General features: G+C 53.5%; 20 protein-coding genes. 17 read left to right on the top strand and 3 right to left on the bottom strand.

Features of this window, described 5'->3' with window-relative positions:
• Positions 1–11: 11 nt before the first annotated feature.
• Positions 12–1964, bottom strand: coding sequence for a methyl-accepting chemotaxis protein (locus HOY33_RS02070; RefSeq protein ID WP_172288086.1), 1953 nt, complete (start codon positions 1962–1964; stop codon positions 12–14).
• A gap of 520 nt (positions 1965–2484) precedes the next feature.
• Here HOY33_RS02070 and HOY33_RS02065 point away from each other — a divergent pair.
• Entirely contained in the window at positions 2485–3240 is a 756-nt protein-coding gene (locus HOY33_RS02065) for a flagellar brake protein (RefSeq protein ID WP_172288794.1), read from the top strand.
• A gap of 259 nt (positions 3241–3499) precedes the next feature.
• On the top strand, positions 3500–4858 hold the full coding sequence (locus tag HOY33_RS02060) for an APC family permease (RefSeq protein WP_172288085.1): 1359 nt from the start codon (positions 3500–3502) through the stop codon (positions 4856–4858).
• Positions 4859–4938: 80 nt separating this feature from the next.
• Here the strand turns inward: HOY33_RS02060 and sbcB are convergent, their stop codons facing one another.
• Entirely contained in the window at positions 4939–6366 is a 1428-nt protein-coding gene (gene sbcB / locus HOY33_RS02055; RefSeq protein ID WP_172288083.1) for an exodeoxyribonuclease I, read from the bottom strand.
• 241 nt (positions 6367–6607) lie between these two features.
• Here sbcB and HOY33_RS02050 point away from each other — a divergent pair, with 241 nt between their 5' ends.
• The 11 genes from HOY33_RS02050 (at position 6608) to HOY33_RS02000 (ending at position 18153) form a co-directional block, all read left to right on the top strand.
• Positions 6608–7549, top strand: coding sequence for a siderophore ABC transporter substrate-binding protein (locus HOY33_RS02050; RefSeq protein WP_371734375.1), 942 nt, complete (start codon positions 6608–6610; stop codon positions 7547–7549).
• Between the two features lie 19 nt (positions 7550–7568).
• Positions 7569–8528, top strand: a complete 960-nt coding sequence (locus HOY33_RS02045) for an ABC transporter permease (RefSeq protein ID WP_172288080.1) — start codon at positions 7569–7571, stop codon at positions 8526–8528.
• A complete protein-coding gene (locus HOY33_RS02040) occupies positions 8518–9525 on the top strand; it encodes an iron chelate uptake ABC transporter family permease subunit (RefSeq protein ID WP_172288078.1) in 1008 nt (335 codons plus the stop codon). Before HOY33_RS02045 ends, HOY33_RS02040 begins: the two co-directional genes overlap by 11 nt.
• Entirely contained in the window at positions 9522–10280 is a 759-nt protein-coding gene (locus tag HOY33_RS02035; protein ID WP_172288077.1) for an ABC transporter ATP-binding protein, read from the top strand. The genes HOY33_RS02040 and HOY33_RS02035 overlap by 4 nt, the downstream gene beginning before the upstream one ends.
• 99 nt (positions 10281–10379) lie before the next feature.
• Positions 10380–10697, top strand: a complete 318-nt coding sequence (gene tmaR, locus HOY33_RS02030; RefSeq protein WP_172288075.1) for a PTS system regulator TmaR — start codon at positions 10380–10382, stop codon at positions 10695–10697.
• 304 nt (positions 10698–11001) lie between these two features.
• A complete protein-coding gene (locus tag HOY33_RS02025) occupies positions 11002–13281 on the top strand; it encodes a ComEC family protein (RefSeq protein WP_172288074.1) in 2280 nt (759 codons plus the stop codon).
• Between the two features lie 37 nt (positions 13282–13318).
• Positions 13319–15067: a lipid A ABC transporter ATP-binding protein/permease MsbA gene (gene msbA, locus HOY33_RS02020; protein WP_172288792.1), complete on the top strand. Its 1749-nt coding sequence runs from the start codon at positions 13319–13321 to the stop codon at positions 15065–15067.
• Positions 15064–16077: a tetraacyldisaccharide 4'-kinase gene (gene lpxK / locus HOY33_RS02015; protein WP_172288073.1), complete on the top strand. Its 1014-nt coding sequence runs from the start codon at positions 15064–15066 to the stop codon at positions 16075–16077. The genes msbA and lpxK overlap by 4 nt, the downstream gene beginning before the upstream one ends.
• Before the next feature lie 113 nt (positions 16078–16190).
• Positions 16191–16373 carry a Trm112 family protein gene (locus HOY33_RS02010; protein WP_172288071.1) on the top strand — a complete coding sequence of 61 codons (183 nt, stop codon included), beginning with the start codon at positions 16191–16193 and terminating at the stop codon, positions 16371–16373.
• Positions 16370–17119, top strand: a complete 750-nt coding sequence (gene kdsB / locus HOY33_RS02005) for a 3-deoxy-manno-octulosonate cytidylyltransferase (protein ID WP_172288070.1) — start codon at positions 16370–16372, stop codon at positions 17117–17119. The genes HOY33_RS02010 and kdsB overlap by 4 nt, the downstream gene beginning before the upstream one ends.
• A gap of 140 nt (positions 17120–17259) precedes the next feature.
• Positions 17260–18153, top strand: coding sequence for a YcbJ family phosphotransferase (locus HOY33_RS02000; protein WP_172288068.1), 894 nt, complete (start codon positions 17260–17262; stop codon positions 18151–18153).
• Positions 18154–18166: 13 nt separating this feature from the next.
• Here HOY33_RS02000 and elyC read toward each other — a convergent pair whose 3' ends face one another.
• Complete coding sequence (gene elyC / locus HOY33_RS01995; RefSeq protein ID WP_172288067.1) at positions 18167–18955, bottom strand: envelope biogenesis factor ElyC; 789 nt, start codon at positions 18953–18955, stop codon at positions 18167–18169.
• A gap of 171 nt (positions 18956–19126) precedes the next feature.
• On the opposite strand from elyC, the gene cmoM reads away from it, so the two are divergent.
• The 4 genes from cmoM to mukB are packed head-to-tail and all read left to right on the top strand — an operon-like array spanning position 19127 to position 26379.
• A complete protein-coding gene (gene cmoM, locus HOY33_RS01990) occupies positions 19127–19912 on the top strand; it encodes a tRNA uridine 5-oxyacetic acid(34) methyltransferase CmoM (protein ID WP_172288065.1) in 786 nt (261 codons plus the stop codon).
• The gene (gene mukF / locus HOY33_RS01985; RefSeq protein WP_172288064.1) at positions 19909–21234 is read left to right on the top strand and encodes a chromosome partition protein MukF; all 1326 of its coding nucleotides are present in this window, start codon (positions 19909–19911) and stop codon (positions 21232–21234) included. The genes cmoM and mukF overlap by 4 nt, the downstream gene beginning before the upstream one ends.
• The gene (gene mukE, locus HOY33_RS01980) at positions 21215–21943 is read left to right on the top strand and encodes a chromosome partition protein MukE (RefSeq protein WP_172288062.1); all 729 of its coding nucleotides are present in this window, start codon (positions 21215–21217) and stop codon (positions 21941–21943) included. The genes mukF and mukE overlap by 20 nt, the downstream gene beginning before the upstream one ends.
• Positions 21940–26379, top strand: coding sequence for a chromosome partition protein MukB (mukB, locus tag HOY33_RS01975; RefSeq protein ID WP_172288060.1), 4440 nt, complete (start codon positions 21940–21942; stop codon positions 26377–26379). Before mukE ends, mukB begins: the two co-directional genes overlap by 4 nt.
• Positions 26380–26655 lie beyond the last annotated feature (276 nt).

The following is a 26655-nucleotide window of genomic DNA, read 5'->3' as shown; positions in this document are numbered from 1 at the left end:
GGGCATGGGGATCAGAATGCCGACCAGTCTTTATTCGGCGCCGTTGTGTCCGCGCCGCGGCTGGCCTGAGGCAGCGTTTTTTGCGCTGAAGGCGGGGTGATTGCCGCCAGCCTGGTTTGTGCGGGATTTTCGTTCTGGGACAAACGGAAATTAGCCACCATTTTTTCCAGCAGGTCTGACTGTTCCTCCAGCGAGTTGGCCGAAATAGACGATTCCATCACCAGCGCCGCGTTCTGCTGGGTCGTGGTGTCCAGTTCGCCGATTGCGCGGGCTATCTGTTCAATCCCACGGCTTTGCTCATCGGATGCGGCGGAGATTTCGTTCATGATGTCATTAACCCGGGAAACGGAAGCGACGATTTGATCCATGGTATCACCCGCCTGGGCAACCAACTGGTTACCCACATCAATGCGCGAAACCGATTCGGATATCAGACCGGCAATGTCTTTGGCCGCCTGAGAGCTGCGTTGAGAAAGGTTACGCACTTCGCTGGCGACGACGGCGAACCCACGTCCTTGCTCGCCGGCCCGGGCCGCTTCAACGGCGGCGTTCAGCGCCAGGATATTGGTTTGAAAAGCGATACTATTAATCACGGCGGTGATGTCGGCGATTTTCCTGGAACTGGCTGAGATGTCATCCATGGTGCTGACCACGTTGCGCACCACTTCTCCCCCTTTATAAGCATTGTGCGATGCTTCCGCCGTTATCTGGCTGGCATGTCGGGCATTTTCCGCATTGTTCTTCACCGTGGAGGTCAATTCTTCCATACTGGCGGCGGTTTCAACCACGGCGGCCGCCTGCTGTTCCGTACGGGACGACAGGTCGTTATTGCCGACCGCGATTTTGGCGGCCGAGTTGGCGACGCTATCCACGCTGTCGCGGACATCGCTAATCATACGGCGCAGTTTTTCGTTCATTCGTGCCATTGCCGCGGTCAATTGCCCTAGTTCATCATGGCGATCGACGGTTATTGAAGCCGTAAGATCGCCGCTGGCGATTTGTTCAGCCAGAGAAAGATTGTGAATAACGGGTTTGGTGATTTGGCGTGTAATATACATTGAAACGGCGATGCCAATGATAACGGCAATAAGACCAATAATAATGGTGATATTGGCGGAGTCGTAGGCCAGAACATCATTTTTTTCTTTTACAATGTTAATGATGGCTTTAAGGGCCGCGCTACTTTTATCGCCCGCAACTTTAACGGCATCCTCCGCCAGTTTCAGTTCGTTCAGGGATTTAAAATAATCTTCATTAAGCGTTTTGTAGTTGACCGCATATCGCCACAGGCCATCGACTAAGACCTTTTGCTCCGGTAATAAAGCCGGGGCGATATCCTGATAAGCCTTTTCTGAATTACTGAATTTTTCTTCCAGTTTTTTTAGCGACTCATCGGTGCCTTTAATTTGAAGTTCATACGCGTGATTTTTTATCTCCGCAACTAATAACGAAAAATCGTTAATTTTATGAAAAAGATCGTTCTCTATTAATTGACGATAAAGATTATCGTTGAAATTTTGAAGATGATTTTCATTATTAAGGCTGTCTATTTGTGCTTTGTAATCAACGGTTTTCTTTGTGGCGACGCCCATGTTGCCAATGGTGGTCTGAAATTCATCAAGATACTGATCTATATCGTTAATATGTGCTATTTCCTCAGCGCTCCATGACAACTTACTTGCTTCCTGGGTAAACTGAGTCGCGTGTTTGATATAGTTTGACATAACTTCGCGAGACTGTTCATCAGCAGTGTAAAAATATTTTAGCCGATTGATTTTAGCCTGAAAAACCTCAATGTTAATATTGTATATCAGGTTGGTTTTTTCATAAATATTTCTAATTTCTTTAAATCGATTAACGCTCAGATACGATGCAATAATGACCAATAGAAGGACAACGCCAAAGCCGATGTAAAGCTTGTGGGAAATTTTAACATTACGAATGCGGGAAATTAAAGAATGCATTGTGCCTCTCCGTGTATAAAACACACTCATGATGAATAATGGGAAATATTATTTGATTTATGGACGAGATGATTTATCGGTCCGCATGCCTGGAGTTTTAGTTTTTTTATAAGGTGTAATAAGAATTTGTGATTAAGATCTCTTGGCGTTGGGCGCAAGCACGGGGTTTATTGTGCAAATATACGAAAAATTCATAGTAAATTCTTATTAAGCCGAGTTTATTTTTGAAGATGATAAATAGCAATTTTTCGGTGTGAAAAATGAGCGTTTAAACAGCAATTCGGCGTATTTAATCAGAAAATAAAAGGCATATGCGGTGTTGTTTCCCCATTGCGGGCAGCGGAGAGCAACGACCAGAACGGCGATCCTCCGGCGTCAGGAGAAAGCGCTGATTTGCCGACGGGTTATTGTATTTTTTTCGGCATTTGCTCTAAAGTTGTGAGCGGTGCCGGTCGATACCGATTGAAGCAATATTTATCATGTCAAAACATAAATATAAACCATTGGCTAAACGGTGGGGATGGAAGTAGTGGATGAAAATTTGAAAGAGCAGTTTGTTAAGCGTAACAAACTGGCTATCTGCGCAACGCTGCGTGAATTAAAGAAAAATGACACCACGGTTATGGTTCATCATTCTCGTGGTCAGTTCATCAGTAAAATACTTGATGTCATACCCGACAATAACATTTTTATTTTTGATCTGGGTGGCGTCGAACGCGAGAATAGCCGCGCCTTGTATGCGGGAGCATTGAGTTTCGTGGCTGAACCGACCGGAGCTAAAGTCGAGTTTAGCGCTGAAATCGCCCGAACGGTTGATTTTCAAGGCTTACCCGCGTTCACCGCCTCTATTCCGGAACAACTCTACCTCATCCAGCGCAGAACCTATTTCCGTATTAATACGCCGCTTTGGCCGCCATTGCTGTGCCGTGGCGAATTACCGGATGACAGCCGCTTTCAATTTACCATCAGGGATCTCTCTCTCGGCGGGGTAAGCCTGTATACCGATCGGGATACCACCGGGTTATTGAAGGAAGGGGATATCATCAGCGGGGTTGAGATGGATCTCGATGAATATGGGTTCTTCTGCGTGGATTTGCAGTTTGTCGGTCAATCGACGATGAAAGACGTGGATAATAAAGGCGAGGTGAGAATCACCCAGCGCCTGAGCTTTAAATTTCCGATGCTGTCTGCCGCCCAGGAACGTGACCTGCAACAGGTCATTTTCGAGCTTGAAAGATTACACAATGAGAAGAAAAGAAAGTTTCAGGAACTGTGATTTTTTTGCCAACGTGCTTACACGCAGCCGCATGATGACTTTTTAATAAAACGCGATAGCCATAAAATTGTTTCCGGATTTCTCAACATCTTGTCAGACGGGAATGACTGGTGCAGAATACGCGCCTTGCAAAATAACCGACGCTCCATAGCGTCGGTTATTTTTTTGCATTTAGGTCTTCAACTAAAGAGGCCGGACAATGATCCGGATAGATAAGTCTGCTTGTGTGTGCCAGTGAGCCACCGTGAGGAAAGGGATAATGGGGCAATCAGTAAGTTCCGCGAAACGTGTGCAATTAAGAAGAACACTCACGTTATGGCCGGTTGTCATGATGGGGCTGGCTTATATGCAGCCAATGACCATTTTTGATACGTTTGGTATCGTTTCCGGCCTGACCGACGGCCACGTCGCCACCGCTTATGCCTTCGCCCTGGCAGGCATTCTGTTTACCGCCTTAAGTTATGGCAAGCTCGTTCGCCGCTTTCCATCCGCCGGTTCCGCCTATACCTACGCACAAAAAGCCATTAGCCCGCATGTTGGATTTATGGTGGGGTGGTCATCGCTGCTGGACTATCTGTTTATGCCGATGATCAATATTCTGCTGGCGAAAATCTACCTTGAAGCCATTTTCCCCGGCGTGCCGTCATGGATTTTCGTCGCGGCGCTGGTCGGATTGATGACGCTGTTTAACCTGCGCGGCATCAATGTGGTCGCCAATCTTAATTCCGTCATCGTGGTGGTGCAGGTCGCCATCATGGTCGTGTTTTTGGGACTGGTCATTCAGGGCGTTTATCACGGAGAAGGGGCCGGAACGCTCGTCAGCACGCAACCTTTCTGGTCGGAAAACGCGCAGGTCGTGCCGATGATCACCGGCGCGACGATCCTTTGCTTCTCTTTCCTGGGGTTTGACGGCATCAGTTCATTGTCTGAAGAAACGCAGGATGCCGGCAATGTTATCCCGAAAGCGATTTTTCTGACCGCATTGATCGGCGGGGTGATTTTTATCGCCGTCGCCTATTTTCTGCAACTGTACTTTCCGGATATCTCGCGCTTTAACGATCCGGACGCCTCGCAGCCGGAAATCATGCTGTATGTCGCCGGGAAATTTTTTCAGTCGATTATTCTGGTCTTTTCCTGCGTGACGGTGCTGGCGTCCGGGATGGCGGCGCACGCCGGCGTATCGCGCCTGATGTATGTGATGGGCCGCGATGGCGTATTCCCCGAACGCTTTTTTGGCTATATTCATCCGAAATGGCGGACGCCATCGCTGAACGTATTGCTGGTCGGCGCGATTGCGCTCTCGGCGGTCTCTTTCGATTTGGTAACGGCTACCGCGTTGATTAACTTCGGCGCGCTGGTGGCCTTCACCTTCGTGAACCTGTCGGTGATTTCACAGTTCTATATTCGCGAGCGCCGCAATCGCACGCTGAAAGATACCGTCAACTACCTTATTTTACCGGTGCTGGGCGCGCTGACCGTTGGCGCGCTGTGGGTTAATCTGGAGGAAAGCTCCATGACCCTCGGCCTGATTTGGGCAACGATGGGTCTGCTTTATCTGGCTTTCGTCACGCGCAGTTTCCGTCAACCGGTGCCGCAATGCAGTGAAGAGTTGATTTAAGTTATCCGGCACCTCGCTGAATAGCCGGACGAAAAGGGCGGAGAACCGGTTCTCCGCCCCGGACTTTCGGCAATGAGCGACTAGCTCGCCAGATCTTGCGCGTAAGCCCACAGCGCCTTAATTAAATCGGTTTTTTGTTTATCCCCGTCATAACGCTGATATAGCGCATCCAATTCGGCAATGTATTCCTGCAACCGCTCCGCGGTGAACACCCCCTGGCGATGCTGCAACCAGCGTTGCTGTTCGCTGTCGTCCAGCGTGTTTGGAAAGTTGCGGGCGCGATAGCGGAATAGCAGCGGCTCCAGACGGTCATCGACGAATTTGAGATCCAACGCGGGAAGATTTTGCGGCGCGGTTGCCTGAATGATTTTCATCGCCATGCGATCGGCATCGCCAAAAAAGCCGTCATAGAGACGTTGATCGACATCGCTTGGCGCGCTAAATGCCGGCGACTCGGCAAACAGCGCCACGACTTTTTCTCTGATCTGACTGTTCTGCCGCAGCAGTTTTACATTATCCAGACACCGTTGGCGATCAATACCCAATCGTGCCGCGTCTTCCGGCCTCAGCGTATTGGCGGGCGCAAGCACCGGGCATTTGTTGATATGAACCAATTTGATGGGAACGGCCTGCTGGTCGGCCGTCAGTTGATCCCGGCGGGTATACAGCCGTTGGCGTAATTCATCGACATCCAAATCCAGCAGCGGGGTCATATCGCCGGCCAGATCGCACATGATCACGGCGTTGCGGTTGTCGGGATGCCACGCCAGCGGCGCCACCCAACTGGTGTTGCCCCTCGCCGCGCCAAACATGCCGGAAACATGAACCAGGGGTTTCATTTGCGGAATATCAAGCAGTGCGTTGACCTTATTCTTGTTGCGCAACTGGAAAAGATAATCAAAAAGCTTGGGCTGAGCCTGCTTCAGCAGCCGGGCCATGGAGATGGTGGCGTAAACGTCGGACATGGCGTCGTGGGCATGTTCATGGGAGACGCCGTTGGCCCGGGTTAAATGTTCAAGTCTGAAGCTGGGCAAGCCGTCATCGTTGTCCGGCCAGACAATTCCTTCCGGCCGCAGCGCATAGCACGCGCGCAGCGCATCCAGTAAATCCCAGCGCGAGTTGCCGTTTTGCCAACTGTAAGCGTAAGGATCATAGAAATTACGATAAAAGATATTGCGGCTGACTTCGTCATCGAACCGGATGTTGTTATAGCCCATGACGCAAGTGCCGGGAACGCTGAATGCTTCATGAATATGGCGGGCGAACTCGGCTTCGTTCACGCCTTTGGCCAAGGCCAACTGCGGCGTGATGCCGGTGATCATCACCGCTTCAGGCTCCGGCAGATAATCATCCGCCGGTTTGCAATAGATGACCAGCGGATCGCCGATGATGTTGAAATCCATATCGGTGCGCACTCCGGCAAACTGCGCGGGCCGATCGCGGGCCGGGTGCTTACCGAATGTCTCATAGTCATGAATGAAAAACGTAGGTTGTGTTTTATCGGCCATATTTACATTGCGTTAGATGATGAGTTTGAATGCTAATAAAGCAATAAGAATATCATTGAATAGGTTTTCTGTGTCGCTTTCCTGATGTGGGTCAAATCCCGCGCGGGTATAATTGCTAGGCATGTTGACGCCCATTCGGGTACAATTTCCCCTTTAATGCGAATGATAATTAGATTCTTTTATTTATTGCTTGCGGCCTATTGTCCCAAGCGATAATCAGCGAAAGGGGAAAATAATGCAGGTGAACGTAGCTTTTACGGTGAAAACGACGTTACTCGCGTCAATGCTCGCGCTGGCAGGTTGCGATCAGGCGGTTTCGTCATCAGAAAACGCGGAAACGATAACCGTTGAGCATGCGCAAGGAACCACGCAGGTTCCGCTGCATCCCCAAAAAGTCGTCGTCTTCAATCCCTCCACCCTGGATACGATGGATGCCTTGAATATCGAGGTGGCCGGCGTTCCGCAGAGCAGTACGCAACTGCCTGAGTTTCTTGCCAAATATCGCGGCAGTGAATACATCAACGTCGGCACGTTGTTCGAGCCTGACTATGAAGTGCTCAGCAGCATGAAACCTGACCTGATTATCGCCGGGGGACGCGCCACCGATGCTTACGATAAGTTGAGCGCCATCTCGCCGACGATATCGCTCGACGTTGATGAAAACCAGTTTATGCAGAGTTTCTCCCAACGTATTGAACAATTGGGAACCCTCTTCGGCAAAGAAGAGGAAGCCAAAGCACAGTTAGCTGATTTTAAACAGCAGATTGCCCAAACCCAGGCTAAAGCCGTCAATGCCGGTAATGCCCTGGTGCTGATGATCAGCGGCGGAAAAATGTCGGCTTACGGCCCGGCATCGCGTTTTGGATTTATTTTTGATGAGTTGGGATTTACCCCCGCCACGGAATTTCCGCAGGCGGGCCGGCACGGTAATGTGGTGACCTCGGAATTCATACTCAGCGTAAATCCTGAGTGGCTGTTTGTGCTGGATCGCGATAGCGCCATCGGGCAGGCGGGCGGGGAGTCGGCGCGGCAGGTGCTGGACAATCCGCTGATTCATAAGACCAACGCCTGGCAAAATAATCATATCGTTTATCTGGATTCCGCATCGCTTTATATCGCCGGAGGCCTGCAAAGCTATAAAAAGCTGATTACGGACGTCGATAACGCGTTGAATAAGCAATAGCACGATCGTGGCAGGAACAATGAAACCTTTCTATTTTGCGCTTGGTATCATGCTGCTGGGCGGAATGATCGTTGCCAGTCTGTTTGTCGGCGCCGGCCGGGTGAGTATGCAGGCGCTGTGGAGCGATCAGTCCATGCGCGATATTTTCCTGATCAGCCGCATTCCGCGAACGCTGGCATTGCTGCTGGCGGGGAGCGCGATGAGCGTGGCCGGTTTGATCATGCAATTGTTGACGCAAAACCGCTTCGTGGAGCCGTCATTGGCCGGAACAACCCAGTCCGCAGGATTGGGCCTGCTGGTTATGATGGTTCTGGCGCCGACGTCTTCCGTGTTTGTCAAAATGATTGTCGCCAGCCTGTTTGCGATGGCCGGTACGCTATTATTTATGCTGCTGTTGCGGCGGATAGTGCTGAAATCCGCATTGGTGGTGCCGCTGGTGGGGATTATGCTCGGCGCCGTTATCAGTGCGATCACCACGTTCGGCGCCATGCATTTTGATCTGTTGCAGGCGCTCGGCAGTTGGGAGTCGGGGGATTTTTCCGGCGTATTGAAAGGTCGCTACGAACTGCTGTGGCTGGTCGGTATACTGACGCTTGTCGCTTGCTGGATCGCGGATCGCTTCACCGTGGCGGGCATGGGGCGTGAATTTTCGGTCAATGTCGGGCTTAACTATCGGCGGGTGATGCTGATGGGGCTGTCGATTGTGGCGGTCGTGAGCGGCGTGGTGGTGGTGGTGATTGGCGCTTTACCGTTCCTCGGCCTTATCGTTCCCAATCTTATCAGTATGATAATGGGCGATAATATCCGTAAAACCATTCCGTGGGTGTGTCTGCTGGGGGGAGGCCTGGTGTTATTGTGCGACATCATCGGCCGGGTGGTTCGCTATCCGTTTGAGATACCGGTCAGCGTCATTCTGGGTGTCATCGGGGCTATCGTTTTTCTTCTCCTGCTGCTAAGTCAAAAACGTCATGTCAGTTAATAAAGTGAATTCGGCGGTGCCTGCCGTGGCGCACGAAAAACAACGGGGATTATCTCCCCGCCGGCGTTTATTGCTGTTGGGCGCCTTGTCACTGGCGGCGATGGCGATATTTATGACCGTCAATCTCGGCAGCAATCTGCGCTATATCCTGACGCATCGGGGATGGATGCTGGCGACGATGCTGTTGGTGGCGTTTGCCGCCAGCGTATCGACGGTGTTGTTCCAGACGGTGACCAATAACCGTATTCTGACGCCTTCCATCATGGGGTTTGAGGCGCTGTTTATTCTGATTCAAACCGCCTTGATTTTTATTTTCGGTACTCAGGGCATACCGGGTTTGGGCATTCAGGGTAAATTCATCACCGAGGCGTTGTTGCTGGTGATGTTTTCCGCCGTGCTTTACCGCTGGTTATTTACCGGAAATGGTAACAACCTGCATCTGATTTTGCTGGTGGGCATTATCTGCGGCACGCTGTTTCGCAGCGTCGCCAACCTGATGCAACGCTTACTCTCCCCCAGTGAGTTTGCTATTTTGCAGGGCCGTATATTCGCCACCTTCACGCGCGCCGCGCCTGAGTTGATCGGGCTGTCGGCGGCGATCTCGGTGATTATCGCCGTCGTGATATGGCGGATGCGCTTTCGATTCGATGTGTTGGCGCTGGGACGTAATACCGCGATTAATCTGGGGCTGGATTACAAGCGCAGCGTGACGGTGATTTTGCTGTTGGTCTCCGTGCTGGTGGCGATATCGACGGCGCTGGTCGGGCCGTTGACCTTTCTGGGATTTATGGTGGCCAATCTGGCGTATATGATTATTGGCACCAGACAACATCGTTTTTTGCTGCCGGCCGCCTTTCTGCTGGGCATTATTTCCCTGGTCGGCGGACAACTGCTGCTGGAACATCTGCTGGGGATGTCCGGCTCATTATCGGTGGTGATTGAATTTATCGGTGGTTCACTGTTTATTCTATTGTTACTTAAAAAGGTTTCCGTGTGATTGAGATCGGCGATGTAACTAAAACCTATAATCATATGGCGGTATTGGAAAACGTTACCGCCACCATCCCCCGGGGCGGCGTGACTTCGATTATCGGCCCTAATGGGGCAGGGAAATCGACGTTATTGTCCATCATCAGCCGCTTATTGGACGCCGATCGCGGGCAGGTCCGCGTTAACGGCATGGATGTCGCCAGGACGCCGAGTGACAAGCTGGCAACCTGTTTGTCGGTGCTGCGGCAGGAGAATCAGTTTACCAGCCGGTTGACCGTGGCCGAGTTGGTTGGGTTTGGGCGCTATCCCTATACCAAAGGGCGGTTAAATGCAGACGATCGTCAGCGTATAGATGCGGCGCTGGAATTTCTCGATCTGACCGAATTGAAAGGCCGTTTTTTGGATCAGCTTTCAGGCGGACAGCGGCAGCGCGCCTATGTGGCCATGGTTTTATGTCAGGATACGGAGTATGTGCTGTTGGACGAACCGCTCAATAACCTGGACATGAAACATGCGGTGGCAATGATGAAACAGATCCGTCGGGCGGCGGATGAACTGGGAAAAACCATTGTTCTGGTCATTCACGATATCAATTTTGCCTCAGCCTACTCCGACCATATTATCGCCATGCGCAAAGGGCGGATTATCTACAGCGGTAAGCCCGAAGAGATTATGGTTTCTGAAATACTCGAAGATATCTTTGATACCGAGGTGGCTATCGAGCAGGTGAATAGCCAACGTATCGCCGTGTATTATCGGTAATTAATCGATTCCGGAGAAAACCATCTTGTCGCAGATAGCTGCTAACCTGTATGGTTAGCATATTGAGAATTTGTGTATGACTTAAGTAAGGGTAGAAAAATGGATAAGGATACTAAGCCTTGTTTCCAGGATGTTCTGGAGTTTGTGCGTATGTTTCGTCGTAAAAATAAACTGCAACGTGAAATCGTCGATAACGAAAAGAAAATTCGTGATAACCAGAAGCGTGTATTACTGCTCGATAACCTGAGCGAGTACATTAAGCCTGGCATGACCATCGAAGACATTCAGGGCATCATTGCCAGCATGCGCAGTGATTATGAAGATCGCGTGGATGATTACATCATTAAAAACGCCGATCTGTCGAAAGAGCGTCGTGAATTGTCCAAGAAATTGAAAACCATGGGTGAAGTGAAATAACCCGAGCGGCTGAACCTAACCGCTGTAACAATCAGGGATCGCCTAAGCGATCCCTGATTGTTTTTATCCCTGCCGCGCTATTTTACCCCCGCGCCGGTTTGCTGTAGATACCTGGCGCTCATTTCCCGCGCTGAAAGCTGAATGCGCTTCGCATACCTCCCGCTAATTGACTGAAACCGACAATATTGATTGCGCAGCCTATTGCATAGATTGATTTTTGACCTGCGCCAACGGGTCATGATGGCGCACTATTCCTTCTCCTAAAAACATTGGTACGGCTAAGCGCTGTTTCCAGGGGGGGGTGATGAGCCGATTATCCGTAAGCGCTGTCGCTATTGCCGCGATCCTCGGTATTTTGCCGTTGCTGATCCTACCGAAAATTCCCCCAACCGGCGTGCTATGGGGCGGGATGGCGCTGGCCGTGATGATGGGGTGGCGGCATCTTCATTATGCGTTACGGATAATGGCGGTCGTTCTGTTCGGTTTTTGTTGGGCGGGATTAACGGCGCAAACGCTATTGCAACAAATTGAGCAGGTTACATCGCGCCCGGTCAACGCGGTCGTCACGATTAACAGCATGCGTTTTGCCGAACTTGATGAGTCTCGGGTGGTTATCCGGCTGGAGAAAATAGACCAGAAGCGGATATTTCCACCCCTTTACGCGAATGTGACATTGTCACAAAACATGCAGGGCTGGTGCGGCGGCCAACGCTGGCGGATCGCCGCCAATTTTCGCCCGGTACACAGCCGCCTGAATCAAGGCGGGTTTGACAGTCAACGCTGGGCGATATCCAGGCGTCAGCCATTATCGGCACGGATAATGTCGGCGCAGGCGATCGACCCATCCTGTGGTCTGCGCCAGCGTATTATTTCCCATGCCGAACAACGGATAATGACGCTGCCGTGGCGTTCTATTTTACTGGCGCTGACTTTCGGCGAAATGAAAACCGTCAGTCCCGAAACCAAGCTTACGCTCCAGAGAACTGGCACCTTGCACCTGATGGCGATTTCCGGGCTGCATATTGCGCTTGCCGCATTATTCGGCTGGGGGATCGCCCGGACGATGCAATATTTTTTGCCGGAGCACACAATCGGCTACCGTTTTCCCTTATTCACCAGTGGATTGGTGGCGTGGGGGTATGTATGGCTCGCCGGCGGGAATCCCCCGGCGATAAGGGCCGCATTGGCTCTCAGCCTGTGGATCCTGCTGAGGATGAAAGGCGTCATCTGTTCGCCATGGCAGGTATGGCTATGGTGTGTGGCGCTTATTTTGGTTTGTGACCCGCTCAGCGTGCTGTCCGACAGCTTCTGGCTATCCTGTCTGGCGGTGGCCTCATTGATTTTCTGGTTTCAGTGGGCGCCCTTGCCGCAACGATGTCAAACCGGTTTTGGCTGGTTCTGGCTACGCTGGCTGCATTTGCAAACCGGGATGACGCTGCTGTTGATGCCGCTGCAACTCAGTATGTTTCATGGATTCAGCCTGACCTCTTTGCCGGCAAATCTATGGGCCGTGCCGGTGGTGTCATTGATCACCACGCCCTTAGTGCTGCTGGCCTTGCCCATGATGTTCGTCACCGAACTGAATTACTGGTTATGGTGGCTGGCGGACAGGTCGCTGAGAGCCGTGTTTATCCCGCTGACCGTGATGCAGACCGGCTGGATTGATCTACACGCGTCCCTGCTTATCGGCAGTATTGCCGGGTGGCTGATGGTGGTGATCTGGCGCTTTACGTGGTGGCGCGACTATCCCGCCAGTGTGGTTGCCGTCGTCCTGGTTCTGGCCCTGTCCCGGATAAAAAATGAGGAACCCAACTGGCGGGTCGACATGCTGGATGTCGGGCATGGACTTGCCGTGGTTATCGAGCGTAACGGGAAAGCGATCCTGTACGATACCGGAAATCGTTGGGACGGCGGCGACATGGCGACCAGGGAAATACTGCCTTATCTACGGTGGCGTGGTTTGGTGATGGAAAAAATCATTGTGAGCCACAGCCATAGCGATCATGCCGGCGGATTAGCGTCCGTCACAGCGGCGTATCCGGACGCGGAAATTTACAGCGCTTTCAGACAGGACGGCCATCAGCCTTGTCGGCAGGGCGTAAACTGGCGCTGGCAGGGGTTGCGCTTTACCGTATTGTGGCCGGTGTCGCAGGTCGAGAGGGCGGAGAATAACGATTCCTGCGTGGTGCGTATCGACGATGGAAAACACCGCGTATTGCTGACCGGGGACATTGAGACCGAAACGGAGCGGCAACTGGTTAAATGGCAAAGAAATGCGTTGGCTGCGGATTTGTTACAAATTCCTCATCACGGAAGCGGCAGTTCGTCTTCGCCGCCTTTTATCCGCGCCGTTGACGCACAGCGCATTATCTCTTCCAGCGCGCGCTATAATCCGTGGCGTCTGCCGTCGACAAAAATTGTGGCGCGTTATCGCCAGTATGGCTATGAATGGCTTGATACGGCGATGTCAGGACAGCTGAGTGTGCGTTTTTTCAACGATTCGTGGCATCTGCTGCGCTTCAGAGAGCAAATATCGCCCCGCTGGTATCATCGGTGGTTTGGCGTAAAGCGGTATAATGAGTAGAATAGGCGGCTATTTCTTCCCGGTTCAGGTTTATTGCATGCTGAATGATAAGGATCTCTCCACCTGGCAGACGTTTCGTCGCCTATGGCCGATGATCACTCCTTTTAAAGCGGGGCTGATTGTGGCCGCGATCGCGCTGGTTATTAATGCGGCTGGCGATACCTTAATGTTGTCTCTGCTTAAGCCATTACTTGATGAAGGATTTGGCAAAGCCGATCGTACCGTTTTGGTTTGGATGCCGTTAGTGGTTATCGGACTGATGCTGATGCGCGGCACCTCGGGTTTTGTGTCAAGTTATTGCGTGGCCTGGGTGTCCGGTAAAGTGGTTATGAGCATGCGTCGCCGCCTGTTCAACCACATTATGGGAATGCCGGTTACCTTTTTCGACCAGCAATCAACGGGCACGCTGTTGTCCCGTATTACCTATGATTCCGAGCAGGTCGCCGCCTCATCCTCAAACGCCTTGATTACGGTGGTCAGGGAAGGGGCGTCCATTATCGGTCTCTTCATTCTGATGTTTTACTATAGCTGGCAGCTATCCATCATCTTGATTGTGATTGCGCCGATTGTGTCGGTGGCGATCCGGCTGGTCTCCAAGCGTTTTCGCGATATCAGTAAAAATATGCAGAATACGATGGGGCAGGTCACCACCAGCGCAGAGCAGATGTTGAAAGGCCACAAAGAGGTGTTGATTTTCGGCGGCCAGGAGGTGGAAGCTCAGCGCTTCAACAAGGTCAGCAACCGTATGCGCCAGCAGGGCATGAAGCTGGTTTCCGCCTCATCGATTTCCGATCCCATTATTCAGATGATTGCTTCGCTGGCGCTGGCTTTCGTGCTGTTCGCCGCCAGTTTCCCAAGCGTTATGGACACCCTGACCGCCGGGACCATTACCGTGGTTTTCTCATCAATGATTGCGCTGATGCGTCCGTTAAAATCGCTGACTAACGTTAATGCCCAGTTCCAGCGCGGTATGGCCGCCTGCCAGACGCTGTTTGCCATTCTGGATATGGAGCAGGAAAAAGATACCGGCAAACTGGAGCTTGGCCGGGCAAAGGGCGATCTGGTGTTCCGCAACGTTGATTTTGCCTATGCGGGCAGAGAGAATCTGGCGTTGAAAAATATCAGCCTGCATATTCCACCTGGTAAAACCGTCGCGCTGGTCGGCCGTTCGGGATCGGGTAAATCCACCATCGCCAATCTGATCACCCGCTTTTATGACATTCAGGCCGGCGAAATCCTGCTGGACGGGCATGACCTGCGCGAGTACACGCTGGCGTCCCTGCGCAGTCAGGTGGCGCTGGTGTCGCAGAATGTGCACCTGTTTAATGACACGATCGCCAATAATATCGCCTATGCCTGTAATGACCGCTATAGCCGGGAAGAGGTGGAGCGCGCGGCTAAAATGGCGCATGCCATGGATTTCATCAGCAAGATGGAAAACGGACTGGACACCATGATCGGCGAGAACGGCGTTCTGCTGTCGGGCGGGCAGCGGCAGCGTATCGCCATCGCCCGCGCCTTGCTGCGCGACTGTCCTATTCTGATCCTCGATGAGGCGACCTCGGCGCTGGATACCGAGTCGGAGCGCGCCATTCAGGCGGCGCTGGATGAGTTGCAGAAAGATCGTACCGCGTTGGTTATCGCGCATCGTCTGTCCACCATTGAGAAAGCCGATGAGATTCTGGTTGTTGAAGACGGGCGTATTATTGAACGCGGCGAGCATAAGGCGCTGCTGGAAAATAATGGCGCCTACGCCCAATTACATAAAATGCAGTTTGGCGAATGATTGAGCGAATCTGGTCGGGACGCTCGCCGCTTTATTGGCTATTAATACCCTTGTCGGCGTTATACGGGCTTATCACTTTCTTGATACGCCTAAGTTATCGCTGGGGATGGCGTAAACGCTGGCGAGCGCCGGTGCCGGTGATGGTGGTGGGAAATTTGACGGCGGGGGGGAACGGCAAAACCCCGGTCGTTATCTGGCTGGTAGAGCAGTTGCAGCGCCAAGGGTATCGGGCGGGCGTCGTTTCCCGTGGTTACGGCGGCAAAGCGGAATGCTACCCGTTACTGGTTGGTGATGGCGTTACCGCGGCTCAGGCAGGCGATGAGCCGGTACTGATTTATCAACGCACCGGCGCGCCGGTCGCCGTCGCGCCGGTGCGGCGTCAGGCGGTGGAAGCGCTGCTGGCGCGTTATCCGCTGGATGTGGTGATCACCGATGACGGATTGCAGCATTATGCGCTGGAGCGCGACATCGAACTGGTGGTGATTGACGGCGTTCGGCGTTTTGGCAATGGCTGGTGGTTGCCGGCCGGCCCGATGCGTGAGCGGGAAAACCGGCTGCGATCGGTGGATGCGGTCATCGTCAACGGCGGAACGGCGCAGGCCGGTGAGATCGCCATGCACTTGACGGCAGGAATGGCGGTTAATCTGGTTTCCGGGGAAAAATGCCCGGTGAATCGGTTGTCGAACGTGGTGGCGATGGCGGGCATCGGTCATCCACAGCGTTTTTTTGCTACGCTTCGTGATGCAGGCGTGAGCGTTTCCCGTGAGGTGGCTTTTGCCGATCATCAAAGCTATCAGGCCGACCAGCTAAAACGACTGACCGTTGATGAAAAGCAACCCTTGCTGATGACGGAAAAGGATGCGGTCAAATGCAAGCCGTTCGCCTGCCGAAACTGGTGGTATTTGCCGGTTGACGCGGTGTTGGCCGAACCGCATGCCGCACAATTGCTCAACCGATTAGACAAGCTGCTTCAACTGTCGCGGAAAGACCGGCGCCAGCGTTGCGACTGACGATGTTTGTTGTATTTTAACCTTGTTATACCCGATGGATTTTGAGGCGCGGCAAGCCAACTCGCTGCAACTTGAAAGATAACGGATATAGATAGCTTCTTGATGGAGGAAGCATGGATCACCGTTTGCTTGAAATTGTCGCCTGTCCGGTCTGTAACGGACGACTGTACTTTAATAAAGAAAAACAGGAACTGATATGCAAGGTTGATGGGCTGGCTTATCCGGTGCGCGACGGCATTCCTGTTTTACTGGAGCACGAAGCGCGTACGTTAGGGGCTGACGAGATAACTCAATGAACTTCAACGTCATCATTCCGGCGCGTTTTGCGTCCAGCCGTTTGCCGGGCAAGCCGCTGGCCGATATCAACGGCAAGCCGATGGTTGTGCATGTTATGGAGCGCGCCCAGGAGTCGGGGGCGCAGCGGGTTATTGTGGCGACCGATCATCCGGATGTGCAGGCGGTGGTCCGCCAGTCTGGCGGCGAGGTTTGCCTGACCAGTCCGGATCACAATTCCGGCACCGAGCGTTTGGCGGAGGTGATTGAACGCTACGGGTTTTCCGATGATGAAATCATTGTCAATGTGCAGGGTGACGAACCGCTAATCCCGCCGGTGATCATCCGTCAGGTCGCTGAAAATCTGGCCGCCAGCCACGCCGGGATGGCGACGCTGGCGGTGCCGATTGAAACCAGTGAAGAGGCGTTCAATCCTAATGCGGTTAAAGTCGTGACGGATGCGCAAGGTTACGCGCTGTATTTTTCCCGTGCGACCATCCCCTGGGATCGTGAGCGCTTTGCGCATTCAAAAGAGACCATCGGCGACCATTTTTTGCGGCACATCGGCATCTATGCCTATCGGGCGGGTTTCGTGCGCCGTTATGTCAGTTGGGCGCCCAGTCAGTTGGAGAAAATTGAACTGCTGGAGCAACTGCGGGTCCTGTGGTATGGCGAAAAAATCCACGTTGCGGTGGCGAAAGCGGTTCCCAGCGTGGGCGTCGATACGCCGGAGGATTTGGCGCGCGTGCGGGAAGTCATGGCGCGTTGACGTGAGCGCATCATGAAGAGGGTGGTTATCCAGAACGACCGCCGATCTTCCTTTATTTGATCTGTATTGAGGAAATTGTCACCGGCTGACCGCATGATGGCAAATGGAGCGATTCTGCTCAGTAGAGGTTTTAGCCATTTATGGAACTGTTGAAAGCTGAATTAAGTACGGTGCTTGGGGAAAGCCTGAGTCGGCTGGAGTGCGTAAGCGAACAGCCTTACGCGCATCTGTACGCGTTGTACGATAAAGAAGGCAATGCTATCCCGTTGCTAGCGAAAAGCTACGTTTGTCAGGGGGTGGCGCAGCAGGAGGCCTATAAGCTTTCCATGCTGGCGCGTGAAGGCGATGTCCGGCTACCGACGGTATACGGCGTGGTGATTACCCAGCAACCGCCCTATAAAGAGCTGCTGTTGATCGAACGTCTGCGCGGCGTTTCCGTGGAGGCGCCGACCCGCACGGCGCAGCGCTGGACGCTGCTGATGGATCAAATCGTGGAAAGCGTGCTGGCCTGGCACCGTATCGATAGCCACGGTTGTGTCGGTTCGGTTGACAGCACGCAGGAAAATGACTGGTTTAGCTGGTATCAACAGCGCCTGGAAGTTCTGTGGGCCACGCTGCTCAACATCAATGCGCCGTTATTGACGCAGGGCGATCGCAGTCTGCTATACCGTTCCCGTCAATGCCTCCCGGCGTTATTTGATGATTTCAACGATAGCTGTGTGTTGGTGCACGGTAATCTCTCTTTACGCAGTATGCTGAAAGATCCCCGCAGCGATCAGCTACTGGCGATGATCAATCCGGGCATGATGCTCTGGGCGCCCAGAGAGTACGAGCTGCTGCGGCTATGCGAATCGGGCATGCCGGAACAGCTGTTATATCACTATCTCAGCAAAGCGCCGGTTGCCGAGTCATTCGTTTACCGCCGCTGGCTGTACGTTATCTGGGAAGCCGTCGCCCGCTATATTCATACCGGCCAACTGGATCGCCGATTGTTTGATGCCGCCTCGTGCGAGCTGTCCCCCTGGTTGGAATAAAAGCCGGCGACGCTTATTGATCCGGCGAGTTCTGCGCCGCTTTGACGCCTTTCAGGCTTTGCCATAGGCGCCCTAACGTTTCATACCAGGCCCGCTCGCTGTGCGACAGATAGTAAGCCGAAGGAAATACCTTTTCCCACGGATTCAGCGCCGTGGTAATCGCCATTTGATTAGCGGGGGCGGGGATCGGGTTCAAGCCTTGCGCCTGGAAAAAACGGATCGCGCGGGGTAAATGGTTAGCCGAGGTCACCAGTAAAAAGGGCTGCCTGCCGACGATTTTTGCCGTGCTGGCGGCTTCTTCTTCCGTATCCCGCGGCGTATCCAGTATCAGGATATCCTGAGCCGGGATCCCTAAGCTTTCAGCAACCAGCGCCGCCGTTTTCGCGCTGCTCACCGGATTGCCTTGCGCCGCGGCGCCGGTGAAAATCATTTTGGCGCCGGGGTTGGCGTAATAAAGCCGGATACCTTCGGTTACGCGCGGCAGGCTGTTGCCGATAAGGTTGGAGCTTGGCGCCCAGTCCGGGTTATAGGTGTATCCTCCGCCCAATACCACAATGTAATTCACGTGGGGCTGGTTCTGCCGCCAGGTGGGATAATGCTTTTCCAACGGCAAGAGCAGACGATCGGCGACGGGCTGAATACTGATCAACACCAGCGTCAGCCAACTCACCAGAATCAACGTTTTACCGCCGCGTTGCCATCGCGTGCGCCACAACAGCAACAGACCGATGCCCATTAATAACAACAGCAACGGTAAGGGCTGCAACAGGCCGCCGATAGATTTTTTAACGATGAAAAGCATACAATTGCATCCTGTGGGTGAAAAAAACCGCATCCGGGCAGATATCATTAGGTAAGACGATTTATTCTACGTCAGCCTGTGCCAGAATAGCAGCTTCAACCAAGCCCGGTGCGCGCGATTGCCACGCATTTTTTATTAGCCATGACTATCATTATGCGGAACCTTTGACTGATGCAGGATCGCAATTTTAACGATATCGCTGAAAAGTTTGCCCGGAACATTTATGGCACCACCAAGGGGAGACTGCGACAGGCGGTATTATGGCAGGATCTCAGCGGTCTGCTGGCGCAGTTTCCCGACCGGCCCCTGAACATTCTGGATGCGGGCGGCGGCGAAGGACATATGGCTTGCCGTCTGGCGGCTTTAGGACATCAGGTCTTGTTGTGCGATTTATCAGATGAGATGATTCAGCGCGCCAAACAGGCCGCCGGCGCACAGGATGTGATCCATAACATGCGTTTTGTACAAAGCGCCGCGCAGGATATCGGTCAATATATGGATAAGCCCGCCGATCTGATATTGTTTCACGCGGTGCTGGAATGGGTGGCGCAACCACAGCAGGCGCTTAAGATATTGTATGATTGTTTGTCGCCGGGCGGCGTGTTGTCGCTGATGTTCTATAACCAGCATGCTTTGTTGATGCGCAATATGGTATTGGGTAATTTTGCCTATGTGCAGGCCGGCATGCCGAAGCGTAAACGGCGGTCGCTATCGCCCGATCACCCGCTGGATCCGCAGCAGGTTTATGGCTGGCTTGATGAGCTGGGGTTGTCTATCCGGGGTAAGACGGGCGTGCGGGTGTTTCATGACTATTTGCAGAATAAGCAGCAACAAAGTGATAATTTTGCCGAGATCCTGGAACTTGAGCAGCGTTACTGTCGGCAGGAGCCCTTTGTGAGTCTGGGGCGCTATATCCATGTCATGGCGCGCAAACCCCATTTGAAGGATGCATTATGAGTGATTTTTCCCAGACTGTACCCGAACTGGTGGCCTGGGCACGAAAAAATGATTTTTCCCTTTCACTTCCCACGGAGCGTCTGGCTTTTTTGCTGGCGATAGCGACACTTAATGGTGAGCGCATGGATGGTGAAATGAGCGAAGGCGAACTGGTTGATGCTTTTCGCCATGTCAGTCAGGGATTTGATCAGACAAACGAAACCATTGCCGTGCGCGCCAATAATGCAATTAACGATTTGGTGCGCCAACGGCTGCTTAATCGCTTTACCAGCGAACTGGCGGATGGCAATGCCATCTATCGCCTGACGCCGCTGGGGATCGGCATTACCGATTATTACATTCGCCAGCGTGAGTTCTCGACGCTGCGTCTCTCCATGCAGCTTTCTATCGTGGCTCAGGAGCTTAAACGTGCGGCTGATGCGGCGGAAGAGGGCGGCGACGAGTTTCACTGGCATCGGCATGTTTTTGCGCCGTTGAAATATTCCGTCGCGGAAATTTTTGACAGCATCGATCTATCCCAACGGCTGATGGATGAACAGCAGCAGGGGGTAAAAGACGATATCGCCGCCTTGCTGAGCCAGGATTGGCGCGCGGCGATCACCAGTTGTGAACAGCTGTTGACGGAAACATCAAGCACGCTGCGCGAATTGCAGGATACGCTGGAAGCGGCGGGCGACAAATTGCAGGCCAGTCTGTTGAGTATCCAGGATGCGATTCTGAACAACCCGAATAACCTGGAATTTGTTGATAAGCTGGTATTCGATCTGCAAAGCAAACTTGACCGTATCGTCAGTTGGGGCCAGCAAACCATTGATCTGTGGATCGGTTACGATCGCCACGTGCATAAATTTATCCGTACCGCCATTGATATGGATAAAAACCGGGTGTTCGCCCAACGGTTGCGCCAGTCGGTGCAAAGCTATTTTGACAGTCCGTGGGCATTAACTTTCGCCAACGCCGATCGTTTGCTGGATATGCGTGATGAGGAGTTGGCGTTACGCAGTGACGAAGTGACCGGCGAATTGCCGCCGGAGTTGGAATATGAAGAGTTCAGCGAGATGCGCGAGCAGTTGATCGCGTTGGTGGAACAGGCGCTGTATAAATATAAGGCGCAACAAATACCGCTTAATTTAAGCGATGTGATGCGCGAGTATCTCACGCAGTATCCCCGCTCTCGGCATTTTGATGTTGCCCGAATCGTGGTCGACCAGGCTGTCCGCTTGGGTGTGGCCGAATCAGATTTCACCGGATTGCCTGCGCTATGGCAGGTAATCAATGATTACGGAGCCAAGGTACAGGCCCATGTCATCGACAAATATTGAACAAATCATGCCAGTCAGGCTGGCGACGGCGCTGTCGAATATGCTCTTCCCCGCGTTGGACAGCCAGCTTCGCGCCGGCCGTCATATCGGGATTGAAGAACTTGAAAATCATGCCTTTCTGATGGATTTTCAGGAAGAACTGGAAGAGTTTTACGGCCGTTACAATGTGGAGCTGATCCGCGCGCCGGAAGGTTTTTTCTACCTGCGTCCGCGCTCGACGACGCTGATCCCGCGCTCGGTCTTGTCTGAACTGGATATGATGGTGGGGAAAATTCTCTGCTATTTATACCTCAGTCCTGAACGTCTGGCGCATGAAGGTATTTTCAGTCAGCAGGAGCTGTATGAAGAATTGCTCAGTCTGGCGGATGAAAACAAATTGCTGAAGCTGGTTAACCAGCGTTCGACAGGTTCCGATCTGGATCGACAAAAGCTTCAGGAAAAAGTACGCACGTCGCTCAACCGTCTGCGTCGGCTGGGCATGATTTATTTCATGGGCAGCGACAACAGCAAGTTTCGTATTACCGAATCGGTATTCCGCTTCGGCGCCGATGTGCGCAGCGGCGACGATGCCCGTGAGGCGCAACTACGGATGATTCGCGACGGTGAAGCGATGCCGGTTGAAGGCAGCCTGTCGCTGAAAGACGAAAGCGACGAAAACGATCGCGCAGACGATACCCGGTCGGAGAGTGTTGAGGATGAACAGGAATGATTGAACGCGGTAAATTTCGCTCACTGACGCTGGTTAACTGGAATGGTTTTTTCGCCCGCACGTTTGATCTGGATGAGCTGGTCACCACGCTATCCGGCGGCAACGGGGCAGGTAAATCGACCACCATGGCGGCGTTTATTACGGCGCTGATCCCCGACCTGACGTTACTGCATTTCCGTAATACCACCGAGGCCGGCGCCACCAGCGGTTCACGCGACAAAGGGCTGCACGGCAAGCTGCGCGCCGGGGTCTGCTATTCCACCCTTGATGTGATTAACTCCCGTCATCAGCGTGTGCTGGTGGGGGTGCGCCTGCAACAGGTCGCCGGCCGCGATCGCAAGGTGGATATCAAGCCTTTCACCATCCAGGGGCTGCCGACGGCCATCCAGCCGACGCAAATTCTGACCGAGGTGGTCGGCGAGCGTCAGGCGCGCGTTCTCTCTTTGCAGGAGTTGAAAGAGCGGGTTGAGGAGATGGAAGGGGTTCAGTTCAAACAATTCAACTCCATCACCGATTACCACTCGCTGATGTTCGATCTGGGCGTGGTTCCGCGCCGTTTACGTTCGGCCGCCGATCGCAGCAAGTTCTATCGGCTGATTGAAGCGTCATTGTACGGCGGCATCTCCAGCGCCATCACCCGCTCGCTGCGCGATTATTTACTGCCGGAAAACAGCGGCGTGCGCAAAGCGTTCCAGGATATGGAAGCGGCACTGCGCGAGAACCGCATGACGCTGGAAGCCATCCGCGTCACCCAGTCCGATCGTGATTTGTTTAAGCATTTGATCTCCGAGGCCACGTCCTATGTCGCCGCGGACTATATGCGTCATGCCAATGAGCGGCGTATTCATCTGGATAGCGCGCTGGAACTGCGTCGCGATCTGTTCGGCAGCCGTAAACAGCTGGTTGCCGAACAATACCGCCATGTTGAAATGGCCCGTGAACTCGAAGAGCAAAGCGGCGCCGAGAGCGATTTGGAAACGGATTATCAGGCCGCCAGCGACCACCTGAATCTGGTGCAGACCGCCATGCGTCAGCAGGAAAAAATCGAGCGTTACAACGCGGATCTGGAAGAGCTGAGCTACCGGCTGGAAGAACAAAATGAAGTGGTTGAAGAGGCGCGGGAGCAACAGGCTGAGAATGAAGCCCGGGCCGATGCCGCCGAACTGGAAGTGGATGAGCTGAAAAGCCAGCTTGCCGACTACCAGCAGGCGCTTGATGTGCAGCAAACCCGGGCGATTCAATATCAGCAGGCGCAACAGGCCTTGGAGCGTGCGCGTACGTTATGCCAGTTGCCGCAGCTAACCGCCGACAACGCGGATGAATGGCTGGAAAGCTATCAGGCGAAAGAGCAGGAAACCACGGAAGTGCTGCTGATGCTGGAGCAGAAACTGAGCGTGGCGGATGCCGCGCACAGCCAGTTTGAACAGGCTTACCAACTGGTGACCCGGATTGCCGGCGCGGTCAGCCGCGGCGACGCCTGGCAGGTGGCGCGTGATCTATTGCGCGACAGTTCCTCACAGCGTTATCAGGCTGAGCGCGTGCAGCCGTTGCGTATGCGGTTATCGGAGCTGGAACAGCGACTGCGCGAACAGCAGGACGCGGAGCGGCTATTGCAGGATTTCTGTAAACGTCACGGGCAGGATTATCAGCCGGACGATCTCGAATCTCTTCAGCAGGAGCTTGAGGCGCGTATTGAAACCCTGTCGTCGCTGGTGGCGGAAGCCGGCGAGCGCCGCATGGCGCTGCGTCAGGAATTGGAGCAGGTACAGCAACGCATTCAGCAATTGACCGCCCGCGCGCCGGTCTGGCTGGCGGCGCAGGAAACGTTGACCCAGTTGAGCGAGCAAAGCGGCGAGACGTTTGAAGACAGCCGGCAGGTGACGGAGTACATGCAGCAATTGCTGGAGCGTGAGCGTGAAACCACGGTCGAGCGCGATGAAATTGCCGCCCGCAAACGCAGTATCGAAGCGCAGATTGAGCGCCTCAGCCAGCCCGGCGGTTCCGAAGATCCGCGGTTGAATGCGCTGGCGGAACGCTTTGGCGGCGTCTTGCTGTCGGAAATCTACGATGACGTCACGCTGGATGACGCTCCTTATTTCTCAGCGCTTTATGGCCCTTCCCGGCACGGCATCGTGGTGGCGGATCTCTCATTGGTGCGGGAGCAGTTGGCGGGTCTGGAAGACTGTCCTGAAGATCTGTACCTGATCGAAGGGGATCCGCAATCATTTGATGACAGCGTGTTTGCCGTCGAGGAGCTGGAGCGGGCGGTGGTGGTGAAAGTGGCCGACCGTCAGTGGCGTTACTCCCGCTTCCCGGAGGTGCCTTTATTTGGCCGCGCCGCGCGCGAAATGCGTCTCGAAAGCCTGCGCGACGAACGTGAAACGCTGGCGGAGCACTATGCCACGCTGTCATTCGACGTGCAGAAAACCCAGCGGTTGCATCAATCCTTTAGCCGTTTTATCGGTACGCATCTGGCGGTGGCGTTTGATGACGATCCGGAAGCGGAAATTCATGCCTTGAATTCACGCCGTGGCGAGCTTGAGCGGGCGATGGCGAATTTCGACGGTGAGAATCAGCAGCAGCGTCAGCAATATGAACAGGCGAAAGAGGGCAGCAGTCAGCTTAATAAGCTGATCCCGCGCATCAGCCTGTTGTGCGATGACAGCTTGCCGGATCGCGTTGAGGAAATTCGCGCCGAGTTGGAAGAGACCGAAGAGTCGGTGCGTTTTATCCAGCAACATGGCGCGGCGCTGACAAAGCTGGAATCAGTGGCGTCGGTTCTGGAAAACGATCCGCAACAGCATCAACAGCTTCAGGAAGATTACGTGCAGGCGCAGAATGCGCAGCGCCAGGCGAAACAGCAGGCGTTTGCGCTCACCGAGGTTGTGCAACGTCGGGCGCATTTCAGCTATACCGACTCGGCGGGGATGCTGGGCGAAAACGCAGACCTGAATGACAAACTGCGCCATCGTCTGGAGCAGGCTGAGACGGAACGAACCCGGGCCCGCGAACAACTGCGTCAGCATCAGTCTCAACTGACGCAATACAGTCAGGTGCAGGCGTCGCTGAAAAGCTCTTACGACGCGAAGTGCGACATGCTGAAAGAGCTGACGCAAGAGCTTCAGGACATTGGCGTGCGCGCGGATGCGGATGCCGAGTCTCGCGCTCGTCAGCGTCGCGATGAACTGCATGCCGCCTTAAGTAATAACCGCGCGCGCCGCAATCAGTTGGAAAAACAGATTACGTTCTGTGAAGCGGAAATGGAGGGGTTGCAGAAGAAATTACGCAAACTGGAGCGGGATTACCATCAGATGCGCGAGCAGGTGGTAACCGCCAAGGCGGGCTGGTGCGCGGTGATGCGCCTGGTCAGGGATAACGGCGTTGAGCGGCGTTTGCACCGCCGTGAACTGGCCTATATGGATGGCGACGAACTGCGTTCCATGTCGGACAAGGCGCTGGGCGCGCTGCGTTTGGCGGTAGCGGATAATGAACATCTGCGCGACGTGCTGCGTCTTTCCGAAGATCCCAAACGCCCGGAGCGCAAAATTCAGTTCTATATCGCGGTATACCAGCATCTGCGCGAGCGTATCCGGCAGGATATTATCCGTACCGACGATCCGGTGGAGGCCATCGAACAGATGGAGATTGAGCTGAATCGTCTGACGGAAGAGCTGACCGCGCGTGAGCAGATGCTGGCCATCAGTTCGCGCAGCGTGGCGAATATTATCCGCAAGACCATCCAGCGCGAGCAAAACCGTATCCGCATGTTGAATCAGGGGCTGCAATCCGTCGCTTTCGGTCAGGTGAAAAGCGTGCGTCTGAACGTGAACGTGCGGGAAACGCATACTACATTGCTGAACGTATTGTCCGAACAGCAGGAGATGCATCAGGATCTGTTCAACAGTAACCGGCTGACCTTCTCCGAAGCGTTGGCGAAACTGTATCAACGCCTGAATCCTGAAATCGATATGGGGCAGCGGACGCCGCAAACCATTGGCGAAGAGCTGCTGGATTACCGGAACTACCTGGAGATGGAAGTCGAAGTCAACCGGGGAGCCGATGGCTGGTTACGGGCCGAAAGCGGCGCGTTGTCGACCGGGGAGGCGATCGGCACCGGTATGTCGATTCTGGTCATGGTGGTGCAAAGCTGGGAAGAGGAATCGAAGCGCCTGCGTGGCAAAGACATATCCCCTTGCCGCTTATTGTTCCTTGATGAGGCCGCCCGCCTGGATGCGAAGTCGATTGCTACGCTGTTTGAGCTTTGCGATCGTCTGGAAATGCAGTTGATTATTGCCGCCCCGGAAAATATCAGCCCGGAAAAAGGCACTACCTATAAGCTGGTTCGTAAGGTCTATCAGAACAACGAACACGTTCATGTGGTAGGGCTGCGGGGCTTTGCCGGTGACGCGACAGAGATCCGGGAACAGGCTTCCTAGCGTGGGTGAACAAAGTATTTTATGTGCAAAGCCGCTTTTTTGAGCGGCTTTATTTTTTAGCCTGACGATGATTATGTGAAAGTTAATCGGCAACTTGCCGGACCAGTAAAATAATCCTGTCATCAGAGAAGCAAAAATATTTTTCTCTTTATATACTGATAGTAAGACCGATGAAGTATTTCAGTCTGGAAAGGCAATATATGCCGCAGATAATTACCGGTTAATATTGCTACTTAAAAAAACAACCATTTTCTCTGCAATATTTAAGCCGGGTTA

Origin of the sequence: Brenneria sp. hezel4-2-4 (genome assembly GCF_013155275.1) — a bacterium.
Classification (GTDB): Bacteria; Pseudomonadota; Gammaproteobacteria; order Enterobacterales; family Enterobacteriaceae; genus Brenneria.
The sequence above is the reverse complement of the archived record's forward strand: the minus strand, read 5'-3'. Positions and strand labels throughout refer to the sequence as shown.

Coding starts and splice junctions, on each gene's coding strand:
- HOY33_RS02040 (WP_172288078.1), top strand. CDS start 8,518: ATGTCAGTTAATAAAGTGAATTCGGCGGTGCCTGCCGTGGCGCACGAA.
- mukB (WP_172288060.1), top strand. CDS start 21,940: ATGATTGAACGCGGTAAATTTCGCTCACTGACGCTGGTTAACTGGAAT.
- cmoM (WP_172288065.1), top strand. CDS start 19,127: ATGCAGGATCGCAATTTTAACGATATCGCTGAAAAGTTTGCCCGGAAC.
- mukF (WP_172288064.1), top strand. CDS start 19,909: ATGAGTGATTTTTCCCAGACTGTACCCGAACTGGTGGCCTGGGCACGA.
- HOY33_RS02070 (WP_172288086.1), bottom strand. CDS start 1,964: ATGCATTCTTTAATTTCCCGCATTCGTAATGTTAAAATTTCCCACAAG.
- tmaR (WP_172288075.1), top strand. CDS start 10,380: ATGGATAAGGATACTAAGCCTTGTTTCCAGGATGTTCTGGAGTTTGTG.
- HOY33_RS02010 (WP_172288071.1), top strand. CDS start 16,191: ATGGATCACCGTTTGCTTGAAATTGTCGCCTGTCCGGTCTGTAACGGA.
- sbcB (WP_172288083.1), bottom strand. CDS start 6,366: ATGGCCGATAAAACACAACCTACGTTTTTCATTCATGACTATGAGACA.
- HOY33_RS02000 (WP_172288068.1), top strand. CDS start 17,260: ATGGAACTGTTGAAAGCTGAATTAAGTACGGTGCTTGGGGAAAGCCTG.
- HOY33_RS02025 (WP_172288074.1), top strand. CDS start 11,002: ATGAGCCGATTATCCGTAAGCGCTGTCGCTATTGCCGCGATCCTCGGT.
- elyC (WP_172288067.1), bottom strand. CDS start 18,955: ATGCTTTTCATCGTTAAAAAATCTATCGGCGGCCTGTTGCAGCCCTTA.
- lpxK (WP_172288073.1), top strand. CDS start 15,064: ATGATTGAGCGAATCTGGTCGGGACGCTCGCCGCTTTATTGGCTATTA.
- kdsB (WP_172288070.1), top strand. CDS start 16,370: ATGAACTTCAACGTCATCATTCCGGCGCGTTTTGCGTCCAGCCGTTTG.
- HOY33_RS02060 (WP_172288085.1), top strand. CDS start 3,500: ATGGGGCAATCAGTAAGTTCCGCGAAACGTGTGCAATTAAGAAGAACA.
- msbA (WP_172288792.1), top strand. CDS start 13,319: ATGCTGAATGATAAGGATCTCTCCACCTGGCAGACGTTTCGTCGCCTA.
- HOY33_RS02065 (WP_172288794.1), top strand. CDS start 2,485: ATGGAAGTAGTGGATGAAAATTTGAAAGAGCAGTTTGTTAAGCGTAAC.
- HOY33_RS02045 (WP_172288080.1), top strand. CDS start 7,569: ATGAAACCTTTCTATTTTGCGCTTGGTATCATGCTGCTGGGCGGAATG.
- mukE (WP_172288062.1), top strand. CDS start 21,215: ATGTCATCGACAAATATTGAACAAATCATGCCAGTCAGGCTGGCGACG.